This is a genomic window from Sulfitobacter albidus, assembly GCF_018200035.1.
Lineage (GTDB): Bacteria > Pseudomonadota > Alphaproteobacteria > Rhodobacterales > Rhodobacteraceae > Sulfitobacter > Sulfitobacter albidus.
This window is the reverse complement of record NZ_CP073581.1, coordinates 347,648-371,869: the sequence shown is the minus strand read 5'-3', so window position 1 is coordinate 371,869 and position 24,222 is coordinate 347,648. Positions and strand designations below refer to the sequence as shown.

Below are 24,222 nucleotides of genomic sequence, written 5' to 3'. Positions count from 1 at the left end.
GTTTTATATGAGTGATATCGCGGGAAACAGGCTGTCGCGGCTGCGCGCGCGCATGGCGGAGACCGATACCGATCTGGTCGCAGTCGGACCGGGAAGCCATATGCAATGGCTGCTGGGCCTGAACCCGCACGGCGATGAGCGCCCCGTCATGGCACTGGTGACCGCCGATCATGCGGGGGTCTTGATGCCGCTGTTGAACGCCGATGCCGCCCGCGCCCAATGCGCCGACGTGCCGTTCTTTACGTGGAGCGATGCGGACGGGCCACAGGCCGCGCTCAAAGAGCTGTTGACTGCGGTCAATGCCACAGGCGCGGGCCTGCGCGTGGTGCTGGACGAGATGATGCGGACGGATTTTTCGTTTCTGCTGCTCGATCATCTCACCCAACCGGTGCACCACCGATTTACCGACGACACCGTCGGCGCCCTGCGCGCTGAAAAGGACGCCGAGGAGCACAGGCTCCTGCGCGAGAGCGCGCGGTTGAATGACACCGCGTTCGACATGGCATTCGGCGCCCTGCGCACAGGCATGTCCGAGATCGCGCTGCGCGATCTCATCGTCGCCCACTACAAGGCGAACGGAGCCGAACCTGCCTTCTGTATCGTAGCGTTTGGCGCCAACAGCGCCTTTCCGCACCACCATCCCGGCAACGACACCCTCGTCCCAGAGATGGCGGTGTTGATCGACACGGGCTGTCGTCTGAATGGCTACCCCTCGGACATGACCCGTTGTGCGTGGTACGGGGAGACGCCCGCGCCAGAATTTACCCAAGTTGCGGAAGTGGTCGAACGCGCCGTGCAGGCGGCGCAGGCCGCCGCGCGACCCGATACCCTGTGCAGCGCCGTCGATCATGCCGCCCGGCAGGTCATCACCGACGCGGGCTATGGCGCGGCGTTTTCGCATCGTACTGGCCACGGATTAGGCGTCGATGTGCACGAGCCGCCCTATATCGCCGCCAATTCCACGACTCCGCTGGCGCAGGGCAATGTTTTTTCCATTGAGCCGGGGATCTACCTCAAGGATGCATTCGGCATCCGGCTTGAGGATGTCGTCTACCTGCACGCCGACCGGGCCGAACCCCTGTCAGGCATGGCGCGCACCGTGCCGCAGTTGCCCGTCCGGGGCTGAGCGGCGGCGGGGTGCGCAATCCGCAGATATTCTGCTTTCCGCAGGCGGGCGCGGATGCCGCCTGTTTCATGGCATGGCAGCCGCTGATCGGTGCCGGTGGCCGGATCCACCCGGTAAGCCTGCCGGGAAGGGGTAATCGCCTCGACGAGGTGCCCGCCACGGATTTTGCGACGCTCTGCGACCGGACATTCGCGGAAATCGCCCCTCTTGTGGACGGGCCTTTCTATTGCATGGGGTCCAGCATGGGAGGCTGGATGGCCCATGAGATCGCTCGCCGCTTTGAAAGGCAGGGGACCGGCCCGGACGGCATCGTCGTGTTGAGCACGCCAATGCCCGCGCGCCTGCGAAAGCTGCCCGAATTGAACGACCCCGACACGCTGGTCGACGATATCGTCGGCGTGAATCCGGTCTTTGCGGAAGTGGCGCAATATCCAGAGCTTCTGGAGATGATCCTGCCCACGTTGCGCGCCGATTTTCGCATGTGCAACGCCTACCGCCCCGATACGCAGGCCACCGTGGCCGCGCCGATCCTCGCTTTTGCCGGTGCGCAGGATCCGCTTGTTCCGCCCGATACGATGCACGGATGGCGGTCCATCACGACCGCCGGATTTGATCTGAATGTCGTGCCCGGCACGCATGATCTGCACGAACGGCCCACGCTGCAAATGGCGGGGCAACTGGCGGCGTTCCTGTCTGCGCCACACCTGCTCAAGGCTGCCTGCGATGTCTGAGCTGGGCCGCACAAAAGAGCGGCTGCACGCAGAGATGACACGCGGCCATGCCATCGTTTTCAGCGCTACCCTCGCGCAGCTGCACGGGTTCGAGCCAATGCTCACAAACGCCGAGCGCGCCCGCTTTGACAGGGTTCGCGTGCCGCAGCAGCGGCGTCTGCATGCACTCGGGCGCGGGCTGGTCCGCTATTTCCTGGATCTGCCCTGTACCGAGTTCACGACCGCTCCGGCGGGCAAGATCAGGGTTCCGGGGGCTACGCATTTCAACATCTCCCACACCGCCGACACGATCGCCGTGGCGGTGCATCCAAGCCGCGCTGTCGGTGTCGACATAGAGGACCGCGCGCGGGCAGTGCAGGACGCGGCCCTCATCGCGCGTGTCTGTCATCCCAACGAGATACGGTGGATCGCCCGCCATGCGCCTGAGCAGAGAACGCTTGCGTTCCTGCGCTGCTGGGTCCGCAAGGAGGCGCTATTGAAGGCGCGTGGCACGGGGCTTGTCGATGATTTGCACACCATCGACACCCGTGCCGATACGCACGACGCGGATGCTCACGCGACCGGCGTGCCGCAGCTGCGGCTGTGGGATTTCCCGCAGTCGGATGGCGCGCTCCCCGGCGCGCTGGCGACCGCGTCGGATGTGGCACATGTGCATTTTCTGTCGCCAGACACTCCGCCATCGCGTTCCGCTACACGGTCCTTAGCAGACGAGCCCTGTGATGCCCCCTGCGTCTGATCCCCACGCCGAATGGACCGCGCAGGTTCTCCGCATCCTTGAGGATGAATTTCAGGCCGATCCGGCGCTGCCCGCCCCTGCCGGAGGCACCCTGAAACAAGGGTTCGCTCCGGTCGCGCATTGGGTCGCGCGGGCGTTGGTGCCGCTTATCCGCGCCAATGCGCGTCTGCGGGGCGAGAGGGTTCCGGCACCCGTAACCGCCGAGGCAATCACCGGACCCGACGCCGACCCGACCGCCCTGCAACAGCTGATCGACACGCAGCTGCGCATGAGCTTTCCCTTTGACGCCTATTTTGACGCCATGCACCAAAGCGCGCTCGATTTCGCCGCCGAAAACGCCATGATGATCACCGAACACTTCGATAACGCCGAAAACTATGCGGAAATCTATGCGCAGAGCAGTTGCGAAATGATGCAGCGGATTGCGGCACGGGGCACGGACCGCCCGCGCGCCGCGCGCATGCTCGCGGCGTTTCAACGGGCAGATGTGGCCGCGTGGGCCGCGTGCTATCCGGGCAGTTTCATGCGCGGCATTCTGACCGCAAACGCCCTGGCACAGGGACCCACGGACCAGGCGACCCTCGCCAGCGACCTCAAGCGAGAACTTTTTGCGGCATTTGCCGCCCATGACAATGACGCGCCATCAGGAGAAGACAGTGGACCAAAGCAGCCTTGAAGCCATCCGTAAATTCGCCACCGACAAGAAATCCGAGTATAGCACCATCGGGGTGAAACGCTTTAACCCGATCACGGGATGCGAGGTCTCCGGCGTGGATATGTCCCAACCCGTGCCGCCCGAACAGGTCGCCGAAATTCGCAAGGCCCTGACGGAGTTTCACGTGCTCGTGTTTCGCGACCAGCGGATCGATCCCGAAAGCCAGAAAGCCTTTGCGCGCAATTTCGGCACGCTGCGCAAAATGGCCGTCGAGGATATCGACGGCGACGACCCGGAAATCGTGCTGATCCAGGCCTCCGAGGCGTCGCAATTCGTGGCCGGTGAGGTCTGGCACACGGACGGGACCGCCTCGGAGGAGCCTGCCTGGGCGCAAATGCTGCACATTCACAAAACGCCCGAGATCGGCTGCGGCGGCGATACCGTGTTTGCCAACATGCACCTCGCCTACGAAATGCTGTCACCGGGGATGAAAGAGCTGCTGGATGGGATGACGGCCGTGCACGACGCATCCGTACCCTGGGCGGGGTTCGAGGCCCCGCCGAACCTGCCGCGTATCGTGCACCCCGTCGTTGCAAAACACCCTGATACGGGGCGCAAGATGCTTTACGTCAATCCCGGCTTTACCACGCGGATCCTGCAACTGTCGGATTTCGAGAGCCGGGCGATCCTCGACATGCTGTTCCGCTTTGTCGAATTCGAAGTCGCGCTTAGCTGCCGCGTGCAGTGGAAGCCCGGTACGGTCGTGTTTTGGGACAACCGTTGCACCCAGCACCGCGCCATCTGGGACTACTACCCGCACGCGCGCGCGGGGGAGCGGGTCACGCTTGTCGGCGAACGCCCCTATCTCTAGGCCAGATACCCAGCCGCCCGGAGAATTTCGGCACCAAAAGCCACGTTGCCATGCACCGGATCAGCCGCTTTGCAAAAGGCCGGATCCTGCGTGCCGTCGGGGGCGGTGGTCGCGCGCGTGTCGATGATGCCGCATCCAAGCTCGTGTAGACGGGCCTGCGCGCGCGCCTGAAAGGCGATCATGATCGGCGCATCCGATGTCTCTGGGCAGCGTTGGGGCGGCAGTGCTACCTGCACGGCGCACCCAGCCTCGCGCAGCATCCGGTAGAACTGCATCGCCGGGTCGAACATCTCGTCACAAATTTCGGCAAAAAGTGCGCTCTCGATGAACCCTGCATCAAGCTGGCCATCAGGGGAGATAAAGTCGCTCCAAAGCGCGGTCGTTGCAGCGACGTGAAAGCCGGAGCCGACCGTGCACAGGATCGGCAGATTACTGTGCAGCAGGGTCTGCGCCGCCACCTCGGCACAAAGCTCCGCGTGCAGCGCCTCCATCTCACCGTCGAGAAACCGGAGCTTTCCCCCCGCATCCTCGCAAAAAGGCACGTAGAAATCCCGCCCCGACGCCAGCGGCCCGCCGGCAAAGGCAAGCCCGGCCTCACGCGCGGCCAGACCGATGGCTGTCGCGTGGGAATCGCCCAGCAGGATAAACTCAGGATTTGCCATAAAAGCTCAGGATCTCGTCCTCGCAGACGATCTCCCCCTGCCCCGTGGGTACGATCCGGCCCGCGTGCCCCAGACCCTCAAAGAACTTTTGCATGACTTTTTCGACCCCCTGCGGTGTGATTGTGCGCCGGTTCTCGTCGAAATAGCTCTCGGGCAGCATGGCGGCAGAGACCAGATCGTAGGACGGAAAATAATCCGTGTCCGGGGTGGCGGCGACGAACTCCCCCACCAAGGCGCGCAGAACCGATTTTGTGTAGGTGCTGGCTTGCAGGACATGCGATCCCGTCACCGTGGCGGTGATCGGCACCGGGGAGACCGTCAGCAGCAATTTGATTTCGGGATTGTGGGTTTTCATGATCTCGAAGGCTTTGACAAGCGCGTCCTTGCCCGCCTGAAAACCGACGTTCACGCAGCGGTGCATCGCCGGATCGAAGAGCCCGCAGACCGTCCCCGGACAGGCGGGATAGATCTCGCGGCTTTGGGTATTCACCCAGGTTTCGGTCAGACCGGGGGTGTAGATGAACACCTTGGCCTGTAGCACGGCCTCGCGCACCGCGCGGGCGGTGGCCGCGCGCGAGGCGATGACCTCCTCGGCGCTGTCGAACCCGGTACTGCGGACCGAGGGGCGGAAGGGATCGAAAAACCGCCCCCCATCCTGCCAGACCTCGTCGCTGATGCGCGCCGGATCGAACGCCCAGACCAGCCACTGGTGCAACAGCACCGGCGAATAGATGTTGCCGGTACGAAAACTGAACAGCCCGTAGCCATTCGCCGCATGCAAAGAGCGTGGCAAGCCTTTTGGCGGTGTCTCTGTCACCAGCCAATTCATGTTGTTATTGCGCAGCGCACGGCCGAGGTTCTGGGCGAAACACGATCCCGCCGTCACGATGGCGTCACCGCGGTGAATCTCGAAACGCGGGATCCACAGATCCGCAATCTCGCCGCCCTCTGGTTCGGCAACGCCGGGTTTCCAGAATGCGGTTGCGCGAAGATCCTCATAGGGGTGCATCTGTGCTCTCCGTCTCGGGGGTTTGGGTCGTGTGCCGCAGCGCGATGGCGCCTACCACGGCCAATGGTATGCAACACAGCGCCGCGCCGATAAACAGGGTCGTCCCGCCAAAGCCGGTAATCAGGCTGGCCGCCAGAAACGGGGCCAGCGCGCCGCCCGTGTTGGACAGCATGTAGATCCCGAAATACGCGTTGCGGTTCTCTGCCGGGGCGATCCGGTCAACGATGGTCAGGAACATCGGCATCGCGATGATCTCTCCCAGCGTCGAGATGGCGATCGCCGCAATCCAGATCCAAAGCAGATGCGCCCCATTTGCCGCGATCAGGACCAGCGAAAGGCACAGGCAGCCAATCGCCACCCGAAACGCAAGCCCCTCACCCATCGCCATGATCCTGTTCATGAAGAGGCCATGCAGCACCAGAACCACCACCGTATTGGTCACGGTGAGCACCGTCACGATCCCGGCGATGTCCGGCACGCCTCGGTCGATCATATGGAACGTCAGCGGCTCATCGGTCTGCGCGTAGATGAACACCAGCAGAAAATTCGCCACAAACAGCGCCACGAACATCCGGTGACCCAGCACACTGACCCAGATGTTGCGCCGCACCGGCGCGTTCAAGGGGTCTGCAGGCGTCGGCAGTTTCGGTTGTTTGAAGTGGATCACGCCCGCCAGAAAGACAAAACTTGCCGCAGCGATAAAAAAGACCGCCGGGCTTTGCGTCTGGATAAACCACAGGCCCAGGACCGGGCCGATCGCGCCCGCGATATTGACCATGTAATAGCGCAGATGAAACAACGCTGGACGCTGCGCATCGGTCTCGGCCAACTCGCCCAAGGTCGAGCGCAACAAGGGCTCCAGCATGCCGCCCGCGACCGACATTAGAATGATTGCGCCGTAGTAGACGGAAATCTCCCGGATCAGGCCCATTGCAAGAAGGCTCGCGATGGTAAGCCCCACACCAAGCTGCATCAGAAACTTCTTGGAGATGCGATCCGCGATAAACCCCGCAACCGGCGAGGTGCCCAGCCCAACAAATGCGGCCACCGTGAACAGCGATCCGATCTCGACGATACTGGCGCCCAACTGCTGCGACAGAATGACGGTCAGAAAGGGAAAGACCATGAAACCGGTCAGCCGTGTCAGCGCCATCGCCCAGAGGAAAAGCCGGGCGCGCGGGCTGAGCGACCGCAGAACCGACAGCACATTCCCTTGCGACGTCGCCCCTGTCTGCACGCTGCCCCCTTCGCGTCTTGCGGCATTCGCAGCGCGGCGTTGATCCAATTTTCGCAGAGCCCGTCACGATGCGCCACGCTGTGGCGGCGCAAGACGAGACGCCAGACAATTGTTGCCGAACTTAGTATAATTTTTTAGAAAACAGTACAAATATTATTTCGCCCTGCTAAAACGTGTACAAAACCGGGCGGACTTTCAACCGCAGCGTTAATAAGGATAGGGAATCGTGGATCTCGAAAGCTGGTTCGACTTCTTCGAGCTATCCGACGACGCCGAACGACATGCCGCCGACCTGCGCAACGCCGGGCTTGGTGCGCGGCTTTTGCGGACAGATTACCCGCTTCAGGTCACCCCATGCATGGTCTCCCGCCAAACAATCGCACGGCAAGCGGAGATTTATGCAACCCTGCTCAATGCGCTGCTGCGCCTGCCCGAGACGATGTTCGACGGCGACATCGCGGCCTTTGCCAAAGCCGTCGGTTTCGAGGGCGCGGCAATCACCGATTTGCTTGCCGCCCCCGACGACGCGCTTTTGCCCTGCCGGTGGGATCTTTGCCAGAAAAACGGACAGTGGTTCGCGTTCGAGGCGAACTTCGGTGGCGCGCTTGGCGGACTTCCCAGCGAGGACATGCATGCGGTCTACGACGCGCTTCCGCTGCCCGGCGGGCCGGTCTGTGATCGCTGGAAATCGGCGGGCGAGGCCATCGCCGAAAGCTTCATTCGCCGTTTTGGCCCCCCCGACACCTGGCAGATGGTGGTGCTCGACGATGCCGATCATTTTGCGCAAAGCCCGCTGACCGCCAATGCCGCCGCCGCGATGATGGCGCGGCATCTGGGCCAAGAGGTCAGCGCCATCGCCCATACCGATCTGGATCACGTCCTCGACGGCGCCGACAAACCCCACGTGGCGTTTGAGCTTTTCACCCTGCGCGACATCGCGGCGCGCAGCGATCACAGCTATGACGCCTATCTGTCGCACTGCGCGCGCGGGACGCTGCATCGTGGCATCAGCCTTCTGTGCGATCTGTACATGAGCAAAGCCTGCCTGGCGCTTCTGCACGAGGCAGCGGACGGCCGCATGATCGGCCCAGCGATTTGCGAGGTGGTCCGCGCGGCGATCCCGAAAACGCAGATCGTGCGGACAGGCACGGTGGCGGCGCTGTCCCGCCTGCCCAAAGATCAGCACGTGCTGAAATCCGCCCTCGGCTACGGAGGCACCGCTGTGTTCTGCGGCTGGGAAATCGCGCAGGATACTTGGGACGATCTGCTTGTGCAGGCAGCGGACCCCGCGGGGCTTTTCGGTATGTGCGTGCTGCAGCGGCGCGTTGACGGCGACCGCGCACCGTCGCTGTCGATGATGCCGGACGGGACGTGGATCGAAAGCGATGCGCCGCAAGTCCTGGGCGTTTTTCAAATTGAGGGTCAGCTGTGCGGCGGCGTGGTGCGGCAGGCTGTCATCGGCGGCGGTGTCGCCAATGCCGCACGACAGGCCAGCGTCGGGTTGATCAGGCGCATCGCAAGCTGACGGCAAGCGCAGAACGGGGGAATGATGGGAACGACACAGGACACACTGCCGGACAGCGCCGAAGTTGCACAGCTGCTGCGCGCGTCGGATGCGCCCGCCGACCGCATCGCCCTTCAATGCGCGCAAGGGGCGCTGACATACGACGCGCTTCTTACGCAGGCGCGCACGCTTGCCGCCGCGCTCCACACGCGCTGCGGGGAGGCGCCGCATATCGGGGTCGCGATGACGCGCGGGCCGGATGCCTTTGTCGCGATGCTGGCTATCCTGCTGGCGGGCGGCAAATGCGTACCCATCGACACGTCCTATCCGCTGGCCTACCAACGCCGCGCATTTGCAACGGCCGGTTGCACACTTGTGCTCACCGATGCGCCGACGGATGCGTTTGAGTGTCCTGCCCATGCCTTTGACACGCTTGCCGAAGCGCGTGCGGCGCGACCGCTTGACCAGCCACGCGCGGGCGCGCCGGGGTTTGTCCTGTTCACCTCCGGCACCACCGGCACCCCCAAGGGGGTCGTGCTTGAGCTTGCGGCCCTGATCGCGGCGACACGCAGCTTTGGCGCGCGCACGCAGGTCGGCGCGGGTTCGGTTGTCGCGCAATACGCCGGGCTGTCATTCGATGCCAGCGTTCTGGAATTCCTGCTCGCCTTCGTGCACCGGGCGACCCTGAACATCGTTTCCGCCGCCGCGCGGGTCGAGCCGGAAACGCTCGCGCAGGAACTTGAGACCGCCGCCGTCACGCATCTTATCCTGCCCGCCGCCGTTGCCCCCTATCTGCCGCTGCGCAAAAGCTACGCGCTGCAAGCGATCATATTCGTGGGAGATACACTTGAGGAGCGGGTGTTCCACGACTGGGCTGCGATCTATCCCACCTTCAACGGCTACGGGCCGACAGAGGGCGCGATCTGTACCAGCCTGCACCGCGTCACACCGGGCGCGCCCGTCGATCTGGGCACCCCGCTGGATCATGTGCGGGTCCGTATCGGCGGCAAGGAGGATCGTGAACTGTTGATCGGCGGGCCCGGGATCGCCACCGGCTATATCCAGAACGCAGCGCAGACCAGCGCGCGGTTTCGGCCCGATGCAGAAGGGTCTGTCTGGTATCATTCGGGCGACCGCGTTCGGCAGGACCCGCAAACAGGGGCGCTGCGCTTTGCCGGACGTTTCGATTTTCAGGCCAAGGTGAACGGCACCCGGATCGAGACACTGGCACTGGAAAGCACCCTCGTGGCTGTCGCAGGTATTGAGGCCGCCGCCGTTCTTGCCTGTCCGGGGCCGGACGGTCAGAAATTTCTGGCCGCCTTCGTGGCGTCACAAGGCGCGCCCAAGACGGTCGAGGCTGCCGCCCGCACGGCGATCTCAGATACGTTTCCGGCGGGGCATATGCCCTCCGTTTTCACCGTGCTGCCGCGCCTGCCGCTGACCCGCAATCAAAAAATCGACCGCAACGCGCTGCTGGAGGCACTCGGGCAGCCGAACGCGCACCTCGGCGACGATCCGGCCCGCGCGGCCTTTCTGGCCGAATTGCGCAGGCCCGACTGTGACGAGACGGCAAATTTCTTTCACGAAGGCGGCAATTCGATCGGCGCAATGCGGCTTTTGTCGGCGCTTGAGGCGCAAACCGGACGGCACGTTGCGGTCAAGGATTTCCGCGCCGCCCCCACAATTGCGGGGCTGCGCGCGCTGCTGGACGAGGGCCGCGACGCCCCGATCGAGATCATGCGCCATCAGCGCAGCGGTGACGAACTGCCCCTGTCGGTCCAGCAAAACACCGCGTGGTATCTGCACCGGCAAGACCCGCAAAGCAAAGCGTATCTTGCCGAGGCGGTCCATCATTTCAGCGGCCCTCTCGACATAGACGCGCTGCACGATGCCTTGCAGGATCTGTTCGATGCCCACGAAATCTACCGCACCACATTCCACGATCGCGCGGGCGTACCGGTGCAGCGCATCCACCCGGCGCATGCGGTCTCGTTTCCCCGCATCGATGCAGCCGGGACCGCCCCCGAAGACCGCGAGACGGTTCTGCAGGATATCATCGACAAACACCTTCCTGGCATCCCGGACCTCGGAAAGCTGCCGCTTGCCAATTTTGCGCTGGTCAGTTTTGGCGAGACGGAGCACGCCTTCATTCACCAGGAACACCACATCGTACACGACGGCTGGGGCGGCTCGGCGTTCACCGCAGAACTGCTGAACCGGTATCATAAACGCGTCGACCCCGCCTTTGACTACACACTGCCGCAGCCCGCGCAATATTCCGACTTTCTGCTCACGCAGCAGGCGTGGCTGACCTCCCCCGCAGCACAGGCGCAGATTGACTATTGGCGCGACCAACTGGACGGCGCCCCGCAATCCGTCGCGATCTTTGGCAAGGCGTCCACGGCGCCGGGATTTGCCGGGGGCACGTACGGCTCGATTTTTCGCGTGCGGAGTGGAGCGCGTGCGAGGCCGCCTGCGCGCGCCTGGGGATCACGCCCTTTGCCTTTACCACCGCCGTGCTGAACGTGGTCTTGTGGCAGTATTCCGGGCAGACCGATGTGGTTATCGGCGCGCCCTTTGCCAACCGCGACTGGCGTGGCGCGCCCGATATTCTGGGCATGCTGGTCAACACCATCGTCTTGCGCCAGCACATCGACGGGGCGCAAACGCTCGACGCGCACGCAAAGGCGACGCAGGCCGTGGTTGACGGTGCCTATGCCCATCAGGAACTGCCCTTTGGCACCCTTGTCGAGGCGCTCAATCCCGAGCGGATGAACGGCCAAAACCCCTTGTTCAACGTCTTGCTGGGCTTTCATGACGCACCCATCCCGGTGGCCGATGTGGACGGTTTCAGCTGGCGCAAGGACGAAACTGTGATCTCGAACACGTCAAAATTTGATCTTGATTGCCTTGTGGTGAACCGCGACAGCCACTTTACCCACGACGACCGGGTCTCGTTTCTTTGGGAATACCGCAGCGACATTTACGAGCGCCGAGAGATCGAGGATTTTGTTGCCAGTTTCCGCAAGCTTTTTGTGGCGTTCTGCGCGGACGGCTCGGCGCCGCTTGGGTCGGTGTCGGTGCTAACCCCAGCGCAGAACGCGCGAATGGCGCAGTGGGAAACCGGGCCCACGCCCGCCGCCGGGCACCCGTTCGAGCAGGTCGATTTCGCGACAGCGCTTGCCCAACGTCTGGCGGGGTTTGGCGAGCGTATTGCGCTGAAATCGGGCGGCGACAGTCTGAGCTACCGCGACCTCGACGTGCAAACCTCCGCACTGGCGGCGCATTTGGCCGACCGGATCGCACCAAACGCAAAAATCGCCGTACTTGCGCCGCGCAGCGTGGCGCAGATCACCGCCATGGTGGCGGTCATGAAACTCAGGGCGACGATCATCTGCCTCGACCCGGATCTGCCCGACGCGCGGCTGGCGGAAATCCTGCGCGACTGCGCGCCCGCACTCCTGATCACAAGCGGCACGGACAGGCGCGTTGATACCCGGTGTGAGACAGTGTCCCTCGATGGTCTGGCTCTTTCGGATGCCGCCCTGCCGGACAGGCCCGCATCGCGCGACCACCTTGCCTATGTCACCTACACTTCCGGCTCCACCGGGCGGCCCAAGGGGGTGATGGTCGATGCAAAAGGGCTCGCGGATGAATGTCTGCACCTGATGGATCTGCTGGCGCTGGACGAGACCGCAACCACGCTGTCGCTGTCCTACGTCGGGTTTGACGCCTACCACGGAGAGATCTGGCCAAGCCTGTTGGCGGGCGCGACCATTGTCCTTGTCAGCGATGCGGAGCGGGACACTCTGCCGACCCTCGCGCAGATCATGACGCATCATGGCGTCACCGCAGCCGTCTTTCCTACCGGCCTGTTCGAGCAGGCCTTTGCCGCCGGTCTCGCCTGGCCCCCCTCGCTCAGGGTCCTTGCCGTCGGCGGTGACCGTCTGGGGCCCATCGAGGTGCCCGCGGGATTTCCGGCCCGATTTTTCAACCTCTATGGCCCGACGGAGACCACCATCGACGCAACGTCCTTTGAGATCCCCGCCGATCTGCGCAGCCCGCCGCCCATCGGCCGCCCGAAGCTTGCCGCGACAGCGCGCGTGATGGACGGTGACCGGCCCTGCCCGCCGGGCGGGCCGGGCGAGCTGCTGATCGGTGGCACGGGCGTCGCGCGGGGATACCTCAACCTGCCTGAGGAAACCGAACGCGCCTTTGTAACCCTGGCGGATGGCAACCGATACTACCGCACCGGCGATCTGGTCCGCTGGCAGGCCGATGGGCAGCTGAGCTTTCTAGGGCGCATCGACGATGAGATCAGCCTGAGGGGCTATCGCATCGCCCCGGCCGAAATCACCACCGCGCTGCAAAGCAATGCGCAGGTGGCGCAGGCAGCGGTGGCCGTACACGCGGGCGCGCTGTTCGCCTATGTCACCCGCGCGGCCCCCACCACGGCGGACAGCCCGTCGGATGCCAAACTGTCGCGGCTTCTGAAAAATGGTCTCAAACGCAGCCTCCCTGCGTATATGCGGCCCAACGCGGTCATCATCCTCGCGCGCATGCCGCTGACCGATCAGGGCAAGGTCGATACCCGTGCCTTGCCGTCACCCGTGGCCGCGCCCGCCGAACGTGTCGCTCCGCGCACCGAAACAGAAACGCGCCTGCTGGGGATGTGGCGCGATCTGCTGCCGGTCAGTGATATCGGCGTGACGCAGGATTTCTTTTCCGTCGGTGGTCATTCGCTGCTGGCGATGCGGTTGATCGCGGAGATTCAGACAGCGTTCGGGATCGTCCTTCAGATCACCGATTTCTTTGAGGCGGGCACCGTCGAAGGGCTGGCCGACAGGATTGACCTGATCGCGTCGGCAACGTCGGGGCCGACGGATGGCTTTGCCGCCGAAGGTGAATTCTGATGGTGCATGACATCCTCAGAGAGGCGCAGGCCGAAGGCGTGCAGCTTTACGTCGAGGACGACAGGCTGAAATTCCGCGCGCGTGACGCCCCGCCCTCCGCGGCGTTAAGCGCGCAGATCAAGCGCAACAAGGAAGCGCTGATCGCACTCCTGACGGCCCAGCGCGTGCCCACCCTGACGCCGTCGGGGCGTGACCGTGCTCCGCTGACGCCCAATCAGGCACGGGTGTTTTATCAGGGGGCCGCCTTCGACACCGGCGAGACCTATGTGATGCAGGTCGCCTATCGCTTTGACGCGCTGCTCGATCCCGCGCGCCTGCGGGCGGCGTTTGAACGGATCGTCGCGCGCCATTCCGTCCTGCGCAGCCGGTTCTTTGTCGATGAAACCGGCGTACCGACGCAGCAGATCTGCGAGGAGGCGGCACGCTGCCTGATCTGGTCGGTTGAGGCGGACGTAGAGCCCGCGAAATGGCTGCACGCGCGGGCACAGGCGCGCTGCGATCTGTCGAGCGGGCAGGTTATGAACGTCGCCCTGCTGCAGGGTGCGGACGAAAGCCATCTGCATATCGCCTGCCACCACATCGCCTTTGACGGCGCGTCCTACGGGGCGCTTTTTGCCGAGCTGGTGCAGCTGTACGAAGAACCGGAAGCGGACCTCGCGCCGCTGCCGCTCCATTACGTCGATTTTGCGCTGTCGGAGGTCGGACAAGGGTGGTCACCGGCCAGTCGCGACTACTGGCGCGCGCAGCTCGACGGTGTGGCCTCTTTCAACGGGTTGCCGCCCGACAGGCCCCGCCCCCCCGTCGCCGACTTTGGCGGCACCGCGCTGCACCAGACCCTGCCCGCCGATCTGGAGGACGGGCTGTCGGCGCTCGCCGCCCGGGTTGGGGTCAGCCGGTTTACCGCCTATCTTGCCGCCTTCAATGTTCAGTTGTCGCGTTATCTGCGGACCGAGGATTGCGTTGTCGGAACACCTCTGTCAGGCCGCAGCCTGCCGCAGCTGGACGGTATGATCGGTTTTTTTGCCAATTTCCTCCCACTGCGCAACCGGATTGATCCGGCACTGAGCTTTCGCCAGCTTCTCGCGCAGGTTCACCGCACGAACCTGATGGCGCAGCAGCATCAGGATCTGGACGTCCAGGAGATGATCCGCGATCTGGGCTATGCAGGCGAGACCGCCTTTACCCCCCTCAACCAGATCGTCTTTTCGTTCGAGGAGTCGCGGGACGAGCATTTGATCCTCGGCGGACACAGGGGACAAAAACTGCCCCTGCCGCGACAGCGCGCGGCGTTCGACATCGAATGCAGCCTTGTCAAACACGCGGATGGCCCGCTGGAGGCGTATTGGGTTTATTCCGATGCCCTTTTTGACGCAGACACGATGTCCGGTTTCGCCGAGGCGTTCGAAACGACCCTGCGGCGGCTGATTGCGGCGCCGGAGACCGCGCTTGGAAAGATCTCCCTTGGCCCGACGGCCACACCTGCGCAGGCGCTCCACGCGGAGACACCGCCACCGTGTTTCATCGAGATGTTCGAGGCGCAGGTCGCCCGGTCTCCGCAGGCCGACGCCTGTAGATGGGTCGAACCGGACGGCACCGTCGTTACGCAAAGCTACGCCGCGCTCGATGCGCGGGCCACCGCGATGGCCGCCGCCCTGTTGCGCCACGGCGTTACAGCCGGGGATTGCATTGCGGTCTGCGTCGGCCCGCTCGCGCAGACGATTGCCCATCTCATTGCCGTACAGAAAACCGGCGCCGCCTACATGATCCTCGATCCCGCGATCCCGTCGGACCGCAGCCGAATGATGTACGCGCGCGCCGGATGCCACTGCGCCATCGGCACGGTGGTCGCGGGGCAGCTTCCGCCGGATGCGACGGTGATCGAAGCAGCGCCCGACGACGCCCCCTTCGTAACCGTGGAAGGGCCGCGCGAGGGTGCTGCGGTCGTGCTCTTCACCTCCGGGTCGACGGGCACCCCAAAGGGGGTATCGTTGCCGCATGGGGCGCTCGCCCACTTTCTGAGCGTGGCGCAGGGGCGCCTTGGCATCGGGCCGCGCGACTGCGCTGCCGTAGCCTCGACGCTGACCTTCGACGCGCATATTCTGGAAATCTACCTTGCCCTGTCGCAGGGCGGGTCGCTGGCGCTTCTGGATCCGGCACGGGCGCGCGATGCGGCCTTTTTACAGCGCGATCAGGACGCGCTCGGTATCTCCACATTATTTGCCACGCCGACAACCTGGCAGATCCTGCGGGACGCGGGCTGGCGACCACGCGACGGCATGACCCTGATCACCGGCGGTGAGACCCTGCCGCAGCACCTGTCGGACGATCTGCTGACCTGCGCGCACGATCTGCGTCTATTGAACGTCTACGGCCCGACTGAAGCGACGGTGTTCAACCTGTGCGCCTTTATGCAGCCGGATGTGCCGGTCAGTCTGGGTGTTGCGCTGCCCGGCAACCGGGTGCGGCTGGTCGATCCCTACGGCCATCCTGTACCGCCCGCGTGCCGGGGCGAGATCACGATCGCGGGGCCGCAGGTCGGGCTGGGCTATCTGGGGCCAGAGCCGGGATTTTCGGACGGGCCCGCCGGGCGCTGCTACGCGACGGGTGACATTGCCCGGCAGGCCCCCGATGGGCAGTTCAGCATGATCGGCCGCGAGGACTTCCAGGTCAAGATCCACGGTGTGCGGCTTGAACTCGATGAGATCGCCACCGCGCTTGAGCAGCACCCCTGCGTCATCCGCGCCACGGTTGTCCTGAGCGGGGCTGACGGGACGTTGGCCCGTCTGGCAGCCTACGTGGAAACCATCCTCGACCGCAAAGAGGCTGGTGCACAGCTCGCCCGGTTTCTGGCCGCACGGGTGCCGCGCAGCCACCTGCCCGGCAGCTATACCGTGCTGGACCGGATGCCCCTGACCCCCAGCGGCAAGATTGATCGCAACGCGCTCCCCGCGCCCACGGCGCAGACGGTGCTGTCGCAGGGCCGGGCGCCTGAAACCGCGCTTGAGCGCACAATCTGCGCGATCTGGTCCACCCTTTTGGAGCGGCCCGTGACCGACACCGACACGGGCTTTTTTGAACTGGGCGGGCATTCGCTTTTGGCGATCCGGATGATCAACCAGATCAACCGTAGCTGCGGCACTGACCTGAACATGCGCGATGTCGTGGGCGCGCTCACAGTGGGCGATCTGGCGCAGCGTATCGGGGCCGCCAAACGCGCCCGGGTGATGGACCTGCCGGTGATCGCGCAGGAGCCTTCCCTGCCCGCACCCTTGTCCTTCGCGCAGGAGCGGATCTGGACGATTGACCGGATCGGCAACGCTGGCACCTCCTATACCGTGCCGCTGATTTTCGAGGTCACCGGCGCGGGATTTGACCGCGCCACGGCAGAGGCTTTTCTGGTCGCGCTGGTCGCAAAGCACCGCGTTCTCGCATGCGTCTACGACGCGGGGGACGGCACGCCCGTTCAGGATCTCGGGCAACAGGCGCCGCAGCTTGCCTATACCGACGCCAGCACATTGGCGGAGGCGGCGGCGGACGCGGCGCGCGCGCAAGCGGAACGCAGCTGTCTTGACGCGCCATTCGATCTGCGTCGCGGCCCGGTGATGCGCGGGCATCTGGTCAAGCTGGGCGCGGACCGGCATCTATGGTTCCTCGCCTTCCATCACATCGCGTTCGACGGCGCGTCCCTCGCGCTGTTCGTGCGGGAGCTGCGCAGCTTTCTGGCGCACGCAACCCTTGATGCCCCGCCCGCGCCAAGCTATGCGGCCTACGCCCGGTGGCAGCGCGAAACCTACGATATGGCAGACGATCTGCGCTATTGGAAAGATCGGCTGGAGGGCGCGCCGGTGGTGCATCAGATCCCGTTGGACCACCCCCGACCGCCCGATCAGGGTTTTGCGGGGGAAACGATCGTCCAACGATTGAGCGTACCGCTGTCGCAGGGCCTGCGCGCCTTCGCCTCCAGCGTGGACAGCAGCGAGTTTGCGACGATCCTTGCCCTTTTCGCGGGTTATCTCCAGCTGCTTTCGGGCGAAAGCGATCTTGTGCTGGGCACCCCCGTGGCCAATCGCCAGCGGCCTGAGCTGGAGAACACCATGGGCTGCTTCATCAATACCCTGCCCTTGCGGATGCGACTGGACACCGCTGACAGCCTGTCGACGCTGGTCGCGCGGGTTCAGCGTGATGTGCAGAACGATCTGTCGCACGACGGGGTGCCATTCGAAAAACTTGTCAGCGCGCTTTGCCCGCATCGCAGTTTCAGCCACCATCCGCTGTTTCAGATCATGGTCCAGCTCGACAACAGCGATGCCCATGCCTTCGAGGCCTCAGGCGTGCATTTCGCGGCGCTTCAACCGCGCGAGACCGAGGCAAAATTTGATCTGACGCTGGGCATCCGTCCGGCGGATGACATCGCGCTCAGCTGGAACTTTGCTACCGACCTTTTCGCGCGCGCGACCATCGAACGGATGATGGCGGAGTTTGTGGACTGGATCACGGCCTGCCTCGCTGATCCTTCCGCCCCTCTGCCGTTACTCGCCCGCAAGAGCGCCGCCGCGACGCTGTGCGGGCCGCAGCGCCCAGCCCACCCCGACACCGTCGCCCAACGCTTTACGGCGATGGCACGGACCCACCCCGACCGGACGGTCCTTTGCGACGGCGAGGTCACGCTGAGCTACCGACAGCTTGAGACGCGCGCCCGCGCGCTTTGCGAAACGTTTGCGGATCTGGGCATCGGGCCGCAGATGCTGGTCGGCGTGCATCTGACGCGTTCTGCCGATCTGGTCGTCGCCGCGCTGGCCTGCCTTTTGCGCGACTGTGTCTATCTGCCGCTCGATCCCGCGTATCCTGTGGCGCGTACCCACCGGATCATCGCGGATGCGCGTCCGGCGCTTGTGATCTGTGCGGATGGGTTCGGCGATGTCCCGGCGGCGCAGTTCGATGTCACGCACGCGCGCCACCAACCGGCAGCGGCGGATTACGATCCCCGCGAAGGGGTCCAGGACGCCGCCTATGTGATCTATACCTCCGGCTCGACCGGCCAGCCCAAAGGGGTTCAGGTCGGCCACGCCAGCCTGTCGAATTTCATCGACTGGATGCAAACCGATCTGGGACTTGAGGCGGGCGCACGGGTGTTGCAGGTGACCTCACCGAGTTTCGACATCTCGATCACCGAGCTGATCGCGCCGCTTGCCGTTGGTGCAACCGTCGTGATCGGCCCGTCGATGGTGGACGACGGCGCGGTGGCGCTCGTCGATTTGGTGGCCGTACAGCACATCAACGTCCTGCAGATGGTGCCGGGCATGTTGCAGGCCTTTCTGGACGCGGCGGGAGGCCGCACCTTTTCCGCCGTGACCCGCGTGTACTGCGGGGGGGAGAGCGTGCCGGCAGATCTTTTGCGTGCGGCCCGGCGGTCCTTTCCGCAGGCCCGGATATTTGCAGTCTACGGGCCGACCGAAGCAACCATTTGGGCCAGCGCCATGGATCTTGCGGACGCATCAACTTGCGGGGTCATGCCGCTTGGCCAGCCGGCGGCCAATACCTTCCTGACAGTTCGCGATGATCGCGGACGGCCGGTGGCGCCCGGTCAAACCGGAGAGCTTCATATCGGCGGCGCGGCGCTGGCACTGGGCTATCTTGACGATCCGGAGCGCACGCGCGCCGCTTTTGTGACCGACGCAGACGAGACGACACGGCTTTACCGGACCGGCGATCTGGTTCGGGTGGCACAGGACGATAGCCTGCATTTTATCGGCCGCGCGGACACGCAGATCAAATTGCGCGGCCACCGGATCGAGTTGGGAGAAATCGAGACCGCCCTGCGCGCCGCCGGTGCGACAACGGCGGCCTGCGTTCTTACGGACGACACACTGACGGCCTTTGTCGATGCCGAGGCCCCCGAGCGATTGCGCGAAAATCTGGCAACGCGCCTGCCTGATTACATGATGCCCGCGCGGATCGTCGCGCACGGCCCTTTCCCGCGGACCCCGAACGGAAAGATCGACCGCCGCGCGCTCAGCGACGCCGCACATCGCATTGCGACCCTGCCAGACGATGCGCCCCCGAAGGCGAGATTGAGGAAACGCTCGCCGAGATCTGGCAGGATGTGCTGCGCTGTGGCCCGATCGGGCGGCACCAGAACTTTTTTGCCCTCGGTGGACAGTCGCTTCTGGCGATTCGCATCATGACGACGGTCTCCGCCATCCTCGAAGAGGACGTTCCCGTGCGCGTCCTCTTTGCCAATCCAAGCATTGCCGATCTGGCAGCCCATATCGAACATCAACTGCTTGGCGTTCCAATGACAGGCCCGTCTGCATGACCCAGAACAACGATACACCGACACCGCCCAAGCGGTTCTCCCGCGCGCGGTTGCGAGAGGTGCAAGAGGCCCAGAGCTTACCGATCATTGATCGCGGAGCCGGACCGTTTCCCGCCGCGCCGGTGCAAAAGATGTTCTGGCTTTTGTCGCAGGTCGAACAGGCAGGCTCCGCCTACGTGATCCGCGCCGCCTTTGACATATCGGGTAAGGTGGACGCCGACGCACTGGCCCGCGCATTCGCGCATCTGGCGCACCGCCACGAAATTCTCTGCGCCCGGTTCGAGATGCGCTATAACACGCTGGTCGTGGATCACGCGGATCCGGCCAACGCCTTTCCGCTGACGCACAGCCATCTGTCCCAACACGCGGATGTGCAGGCCGAACTCACCCGGCAGGCCGCGATCCCGATGGACCTGCAAAAGGGCCCGCTCGCGCAGGCGCATCTGTGGACCCGCGCGCCGGACGCGCATACTCTGATGATCCGTCTGCACCACACGGTTGCCGACGATGCCTCCATCGATATCCTGTGGCACGATCTGACGCAGATCTACGCGGCCCTCGTCGCGGACGATCCTGTGCCAGCGCCTGCGGCGACCGCCGCGTATCTTGATGTCGCACAACATCAGGCTGTGACCGGGTCGGATGACGCATATTGGCGCCGCACGCTGGCGGGATCGCCCCCGCTGTCCACCCCTGCAGGCGACACCCGGCCCCGGCTCATCGACCATGCCGGGGCGGTGCACCGCTTTGATCTGGGCACAGATCTGGTCGACGCCATCGCCGCCTTTGCCACCAAAGGCGGCGTCACGCCTTTTGCGGTCGCCCTGGCAGCCTGGGTGATCTTTTTGCAGAACCAAAGCGGCCAACGCGATATCGTGACTTCCGTACCGGTCAGCCAGCGCGATACCGCGACGCTGGCGCATACGGTCGGCCCACTTTTGAACACGCTCGCCTTGCGGGTTGATCACAGGGCGCAAGCCGACGGGATCGCTTTCGTCAAGGATGTGCACGACCGCTTTTTGACCGCGCGCGCGCACGCAGGTACACCGATCAATCAGGTGATCGAACTGTCTGAGCCCGCGCGCAGTGCCGCGCACCACCCGTTGTTTCAGACGATGTTCTCGTGGATCTCCCGCGCGGCGACGGCTCCCTTGTCGCTGGGCGATCTACCCGCCCACCCGCGCGGCGTTCACCAGACAACCGCGCAGCTGGATCTGACACTCGACCTGGTGGCGGAAGGGGCGGGCATCAGCTGTGCCTTTGAATACGCGACATGCCTTTTTGACGCCGACACCGTGGCATCCTTTGCGCAGGATTTCACCGCCGGTCTCGAACGACTGGTGACGACGCAGGCGGGATCGGGGGATGCGCGCCCCGCCGCCCGGATCAGCCTGCCCCGGTCCTCATCGCCCGAGACAGCACCGCCGGTGCCCGAACGTTTTGCAATGCAAGCCACCCGCACCCCAGACGCCCCCGCCCTTGTCGATGGGGGGACGTGGTGAGCTACGGCGCGCTGAATGACCGCGCCACGCGCATTGCCCGGCATCTGATCCGTCTTGGTGTCACGCCCGGTGCACGGGTGGCGATCTGCCTGCCAAAATCCACCGATTGCTTTGCCGCCGCTCTGGCCGTTTGGAAAGCCGGGGCCGCCTTCGTTCCGATCGACCCAGACAACCCCGCCGAGCGGATCGCCTTCATCCTGCACGACAGCGCGGCCTGCGCCCTCATCACCGCCGCACCGGGCGCGGTGGAATGCGCGCTTCCGACGCTCGCGCTGGAGCATTTGCCGGCTTCGCCAGATAGCCCCCTGCCCGACACTGCCGCAGACGGGGCGGCCTATGTCATCTATACCTCCGGGTCCTCGGGCACGCCCAAGGGCGTCGAGGTTGCGCATCGCGCCTTGGCAACCATGACCGCCGCCTGGGGCGAGACCCTGCGCCTCGACGGCGATCACGTGTTCCTGCAAATGGCAAATTTCGCCTTTGACGTGGCAATCGCCGATTTGTGTCGCGCGCTGTGTTTCGGCGGGCGGCTGGTGCTGTGCCATAGGCCCGATCTACTGGATCCGCGCCGCCTGGCCACACTGATCGAGACAGGGAGCGTAAACGCGGGCGATTTCACCCCACCGGTCCTCGACGCGCTTGTGGCGGAGCATTCGACGCGGGGCGGTGTGTTGGATGGGTTCCGCCTGATCCTGTGCGGCTCCGACATCTGGTCGCGCGATGGCGCCGAAGCGGTACGTGCGTTGGCAGCGCCGGATTGCCTTGTGCTGCACGCCTACGGTCTGACCGAGACCGTGGTCGATGCGCTGATGCTCCCCGTCCAAACCGGTACCCCTGCCGACGGGCCCCTACCGCTGGGTCGCCCTTTCGTGCCCGGATCGGTCGTGGAAATCCGCGATACCGGGGGCCAACCGCTGCGCGGATCCGAAACTGGGGAGATCTGGATCGGCGGGCCGTGCATCGCCGCCGGATACGTCAACAACGACGCATTGAACGCGGCGGCCTTTGTGCCGAACGCAGGCGTGACCTTTTTCCGCACAGGTGATCTGGGCCGCATCAACGCGGCGGGAGATGTCGAGTTCCTTGGTCGCGCCGATATGCAGATCAAGATACGCGGCTACCGGATCGAGCCTCAGGAGATTGAACAACGCCTGCGCACGCTTGGGGCGCGGCAGGCCCATGTGACCCGACACGGCGATCAGCTGATTGGCTACGTCACCGGAGCCACGAATCCAAAGGCGCTGCGCGATGGGCTGGCGCAGCAGGTGCCTGAGTATATGTGCCCGGCGGTGATTGTCGGGCTTGATGCGCTGCCCCTGACGCAGAATGGCAAGATCGACACAGCCGCCCTGCCCGCCCCCGATTTCGATACCGTCTACCGCCCGGCGCAAGACCCTGTGGCCCAGGCCCTGGCGCGCCTTTGGCAAGAGATGCTGGGGGTCGCGCGCATCGGGCTCGACGACCATTTTTTCGAGCGTGGCGGCCATTCGATGCTGGCCGTGCGCATGGCCATTGCCGCCAGTGATGCGCTGGGATTTGCGGTCGATGGGGCCTTGATCTTTGCGCATCCGACGCTTGACGCCTTTGCCCGGGCCGTGACCGCCGCCGACACGCATCATGCGCCGCTGCGCAAACGCGCGCGCACTGCGACGCTGCCCGCCACCGCCGGGCAGGAAGCGTTGTGGTTTCTGGCGCAGGATCCCAACCAGAGTGTCGCCTACAACATGCCCTTTGGCCTGCAATTCAGCCAGAGCGCCGATCGTCCGGCCCTCGCCCGCGCGCTGCAAATGCTGGTGGATCGCCACGAAAGCCTGCGCATCGGATTCGCTGTAACCGACGGGCGGCCACAGCTGCGCATCCCCGACCACGTGGAATTTCTGTTGGGGCATGAGGACGTAACACGCGATCAATTGACCCAGATCGCCACGCGTGAAAGCACCCGCGCCTTTGATCTGTCGCACCCGCCGCTCATGCGGGCAACGCTGGCACAGGTGAGCGATGACAATGACGTGCTGTTTGTCACCTTTCACCACATCATTGCCGACGGCTGGTCAATTGATCTGTTCGCGCAGGAGCTTCGAACGCTCTACACCGCCTTTGTCGGCGGTGGCGGGGCCGATCTGCCCCCGCTTGCGCTGCAATTCGGCGATTACGCCGATTGGGCCAACAGCAGGCTGGACCCCGAAACCGAGGCGGCGCAGCTTGCGTTCTGGAACGAGACGCTGGCCTCTGCGCCCGCTCTGCTTGATTTGCCGACAGATTTCCCGCGGCCCGCCCAACAGGACTTTGCCGGCGCGCGCCGCGCGGTTTCAATCGACGCCGGGCGTACGCAGGCGATCCGCGCGCTCGCCCAGCGCTGCGGCACCACCTCTTTCGTCGTGATGCTGGCGGCGTGGCAATATCTGATGGCGCGTCTGTCCGGCCAGGCAGATATTGTCACGGGTGTGCCAGACGCCAATCGTGGCCTGCCGGAAACCCGCGCCATGATCGGCTATTTCGTCAATACGCTCGCGATCCGCTCGGCACCAATGGATACCGACACGCCGCAGGATCTTGTGCGGGCGGTGGCATCCGATCTTGCCCGTGCGCAGACGCACAAGGATGTGCCCTTTGCCCGCGTGGTCGAACATCTCAATCCGCACCGCGCGCGCAGTCACAGCCCGCTCTTCCAGACCATGCTCGCCTGGGAGACCGCCGCAGCCCAGCAGACGCAGACCGGCCCCGCGCCGTTCAGTGAGGTCGAGATGCCCCAGCAGAACGCGAAATACGATCTGCTGCTGGAAGTTTCGGAAAGCGAGACTGGCATCACCGGCAGCCTGCAATTCGCCACATCGCTGTTCGCGCCGGAAACAGCGGACCGGTTTTTGCGCTATCTCGACGCCCTTCTGGACGGTTTTGTGCGGCATCCGGCAGGCGCGTTGGAGCGGATCTCCCTGACCGGCACAGGGGACACGCAAAAC

Annotated in this window: 14 protein-coding genes and 1 pseudogene; 12 read left to right on the top strand and 3 right to left on the bottom strand. The window is 64.6% G+C overall.

Annotated features, from left to right (window positions below; all coding sequences use genetic code 11):
• Positions 1 to 7: 7 nt before the first annotated feature.
• From KDD17_RS01715 to KDD17_RS01695, 5 genes are read left to right on the top strand one after another with little or no spacing between them, the layout of a single operon-like run.
• Positions 8 to 1,126 carry a M24 family metallopeptidase gene (locus tag KDD17_RS01715; RefSeq protein ID WP_212705002.1) on the top strand — a complete coding sequence of 373 codons (1,119 nt, stop codon included), beginning with the start codon at positions 8 to 10 and terminating at the stop codon, positions 1,124 to 1,126.
• 11 nt (positions 1,127 to 1,137) lie between these two features.
• A complete protein-coding gene (locus tag KDD17_RS01710) occupies positions 1,138 to 1,857 on the top strand; it encodes a thioesterase II family protein (RefSeq protein WP_212705001.1) in 720 nt (239 codons plus the stop codon).
• Complete coding sequence (locus tag KDD17_RS01705) at positions 1,850 to 2,593, top strand: 4'-phosphopantetheinyl transferase family protein (protein WP_212705000.1); 744 nt, start codon at positions 1,850 to 1,852, stop codon at positions 2,591 to 2,593. Before KDD17_RS01710 ends, KDD17_RS01705 begins: the two co-directional genes overlap by 8 nt.
• Complete coding sequence (locus KDD17_RS01700; protein ID WP_212704999.1) at positions 2,577 to 3,269, top strand: hypothetical protein; 693 nt, start codon at positions 2,577 to 2,579, stop codon at positions 3,267 to 3,269. The genes KDD17_RS01705 and KDD17_RS01700 overlap by 17 nt, the downstream gene beginning before the upstream one ends.
• A complete protein-coding gene (locus KDD17_RS01695) occupies positions 3,250 to 4,119 on the top strand; it encodes a TauD/TfdA dioxygenase family protein (protein WP_212704998.1) in 870 nt (289 codons plus the stop codon). Before KDD17_RS01700 ends, KDD17_RS01695 begins: the two co-directional genes overlap by 20 nt.
• Here KDD17_RS01695 and KDD17_RS01690 read toward each other — a convergent pair.
• From KDD17_RS01690 to KDD17_RS01680, 3 genes are read right to left on the bottom strand one after another with little or no spacing between them, the layout of a single operon-like run.
• Entirely contained in the window at positions 4,116 to 4,781 is a 666-nt protein-coding gene (locus KDD17_RS01690) for a hypothetical protein (protein ID WP_212704997.1), read from the bottom strand. The two genes, KDD17_RS01695 and KDD17_RS01690, sit on opposite strands and share 4 nt — an antisense overlap.
• A complete protein-coding gene (locus KDD17_RS01685; protein WP_212704996.1) occupies positions 4,768 to 5,790 on the bottom strand; it encodes a GSCFA domain-containing protein in 1,023 nt (340 codons plus the stop codon). The genes KDD17_RS01690 and KDD17_RS01685 overlap by 14 nt, the downstream gene beginning before the upstream one ends.
• Entirely contained in the window at positions 5,777 to 7,027 is a 1,251-nt protein-coding gene (locus KDD17_RS01680; protein WP_212704995.1) for an MFS transporter, read from the bottom strand. Before KDD17_RS01680 ends, KDD17_RS01685 begins: the two co-directional genes overlap by 14 nt.
• A gap of 226 nt (positions 7,028 to 7,253) precedes the next feature.
• On the opposite strand from KDD17_RS01680, the gene KDD17_RS01675 reads away from it, so the two are divergent.
• The 7 genes and pseudogenes from KDD17_RS01675 to KDD17_RS01640 form a co-directional block, all read left to right on the top strand.
• Positions 7,254 to 8,552: a hypothetical protein gene (locus tag KDD17_RS01675; RefSeq protein ID WP_212704994.1), complete on the top strand. Its 1,299-nt coding sequence runs from the start codon at positions 7,254 to 7,256 to the stop codon at positions 8,550 to 8,552.
• A 24-nt stretch (positions 8,553 to 8,576) separates the two neighbouring features.
• Positions 8,577 to 11,054 carry an AMP-binding protein gene (locus KDD17_RS18685; RefSeq protein ID WP_254796859.1) on the top strand — a complete coding sequence of 826 codons (2,478 nt, stop codon included), beginning with the start codon at positions 8,577 to 8,579 and terminating at the stop codon, positions 11,052 to 11,054.
• Entirely contained in the window at positions 10,943 to 13,444 is a 2,502-nt protein-coding gene (locus tag KDD17_RS01660; protein WP_254796934.1) for a non-ribosomal peptide synthetase, read from the top strand. The genes KDD17_RS18685 and KDD17_RS01660 overlap by 112 nt, the downstream gene beginning before the upstream one ends.
• Entirely contained in the window at positions 13,444 to 19,629 is a 6,186-nt protein-coding gene (locus KDD17_RS01655) for a non-ribosomal peptide synthetase (RefSeq protein WP_212704992.1), read from the top strand. Before KDD17_RS01660 ends, KDD17_RS01655 begins: the two co-directional genes overlap by 1 nt.
• Positions 19,548 to 19,760, top strand: a complete 213-nt coding sequence (locus tag KDD17_RS01650; RefSeq protein WP_212704991.1) for a phosphopantetheine-binding protein — start codon at positions 19,548 to 19,550, stop codon at positions 19,758 to 19,760. Before KDD17_RS01655 ends, KDD17_RS01650 begins: the two co-directional genes overlap by 82 nt.
• Positions 19,757 to 21,262, top strand: a complete 1,506-nt coding sequence (locus KDD17_RS01645; protein ID WP_212704990.1) for a condensation domain-containing protein — start codon at positions 19,757 to 19,759, stop codon at positions 21,260 to 21,262. The genes KDD17_RS01650 and KDD17_RS01645 overlap by 4 nt, the downstream gene beginning before the upstream one ends.
• Positions 21,256 to 24,165 (top strand): annotated as a pseudogene (locus KDD17_RS01640) (amino acid adenylation domain-containing protein); the annotation flags it as partial. The gene KDD17_RS01645 and the pseudogene KDD17_RS01640, both read left to right, overlap by 7 nt.
• Positions 24,166 to 24,222 lie beyond the last annotated feature (57 nt).

Coding starts and splice junctions, on each gene's coding strand:
- KDD17_RS01715 (WP_212705002.1), top strand. CDS start 8: ATGAGTGATATCGCGGGAAACAGGCTGTCGCGGCTGCGCGCGCGCATG.
- KDD17_RS01705 (WP_212705000.1), top strand. CDS start 1,850: ATGTCTGAGCTGGGCCGCACAAAAGAGCGGCTGCACGCAGAGATGACA.
- KDD17_RS01700 (WP_212704999.1), top strand. CDS start 2,577: ATGCCCCCTGCGTCTGATCCCCACGCCGAATGGACCGCGCAGGTTCTC.
- KDD17_RS01690 (WP_212704997.1), bottom strand. CDS start 4,781: ATGGCAAATCCTGAGTTTATCCTGCTGGGCGATTCCCACGCGACAGCC.
- KDD17_RS01685 (WP_212704996.1), bottom strand. CDS start 5,790: ATGCACCCCTATGAGGATCTTCGCGCAACCGCATTCTGGAAACCCGGC.
- KDD17_RS18685 (WP_254796859.1), top strand. CDS start 8,577: ATGGGAACGACACAGGACACACTGCCGGACAGCGCCGAAGTTGCACAG.
- KDD17_RS01655 (WP_212704992.1), top strand. CDS start 13,444: ATGGTGCATGACATCCTCAGAGAGGCGCAGGCCGAAGGCGTGCAGCTT.
- KDD17_RS01645 (WP_212704990.1), top strand. CDS start 19,757: ATGACCCAGAACAACGATACACCGACACCGCCCAAGCGGTTCTCCCGC.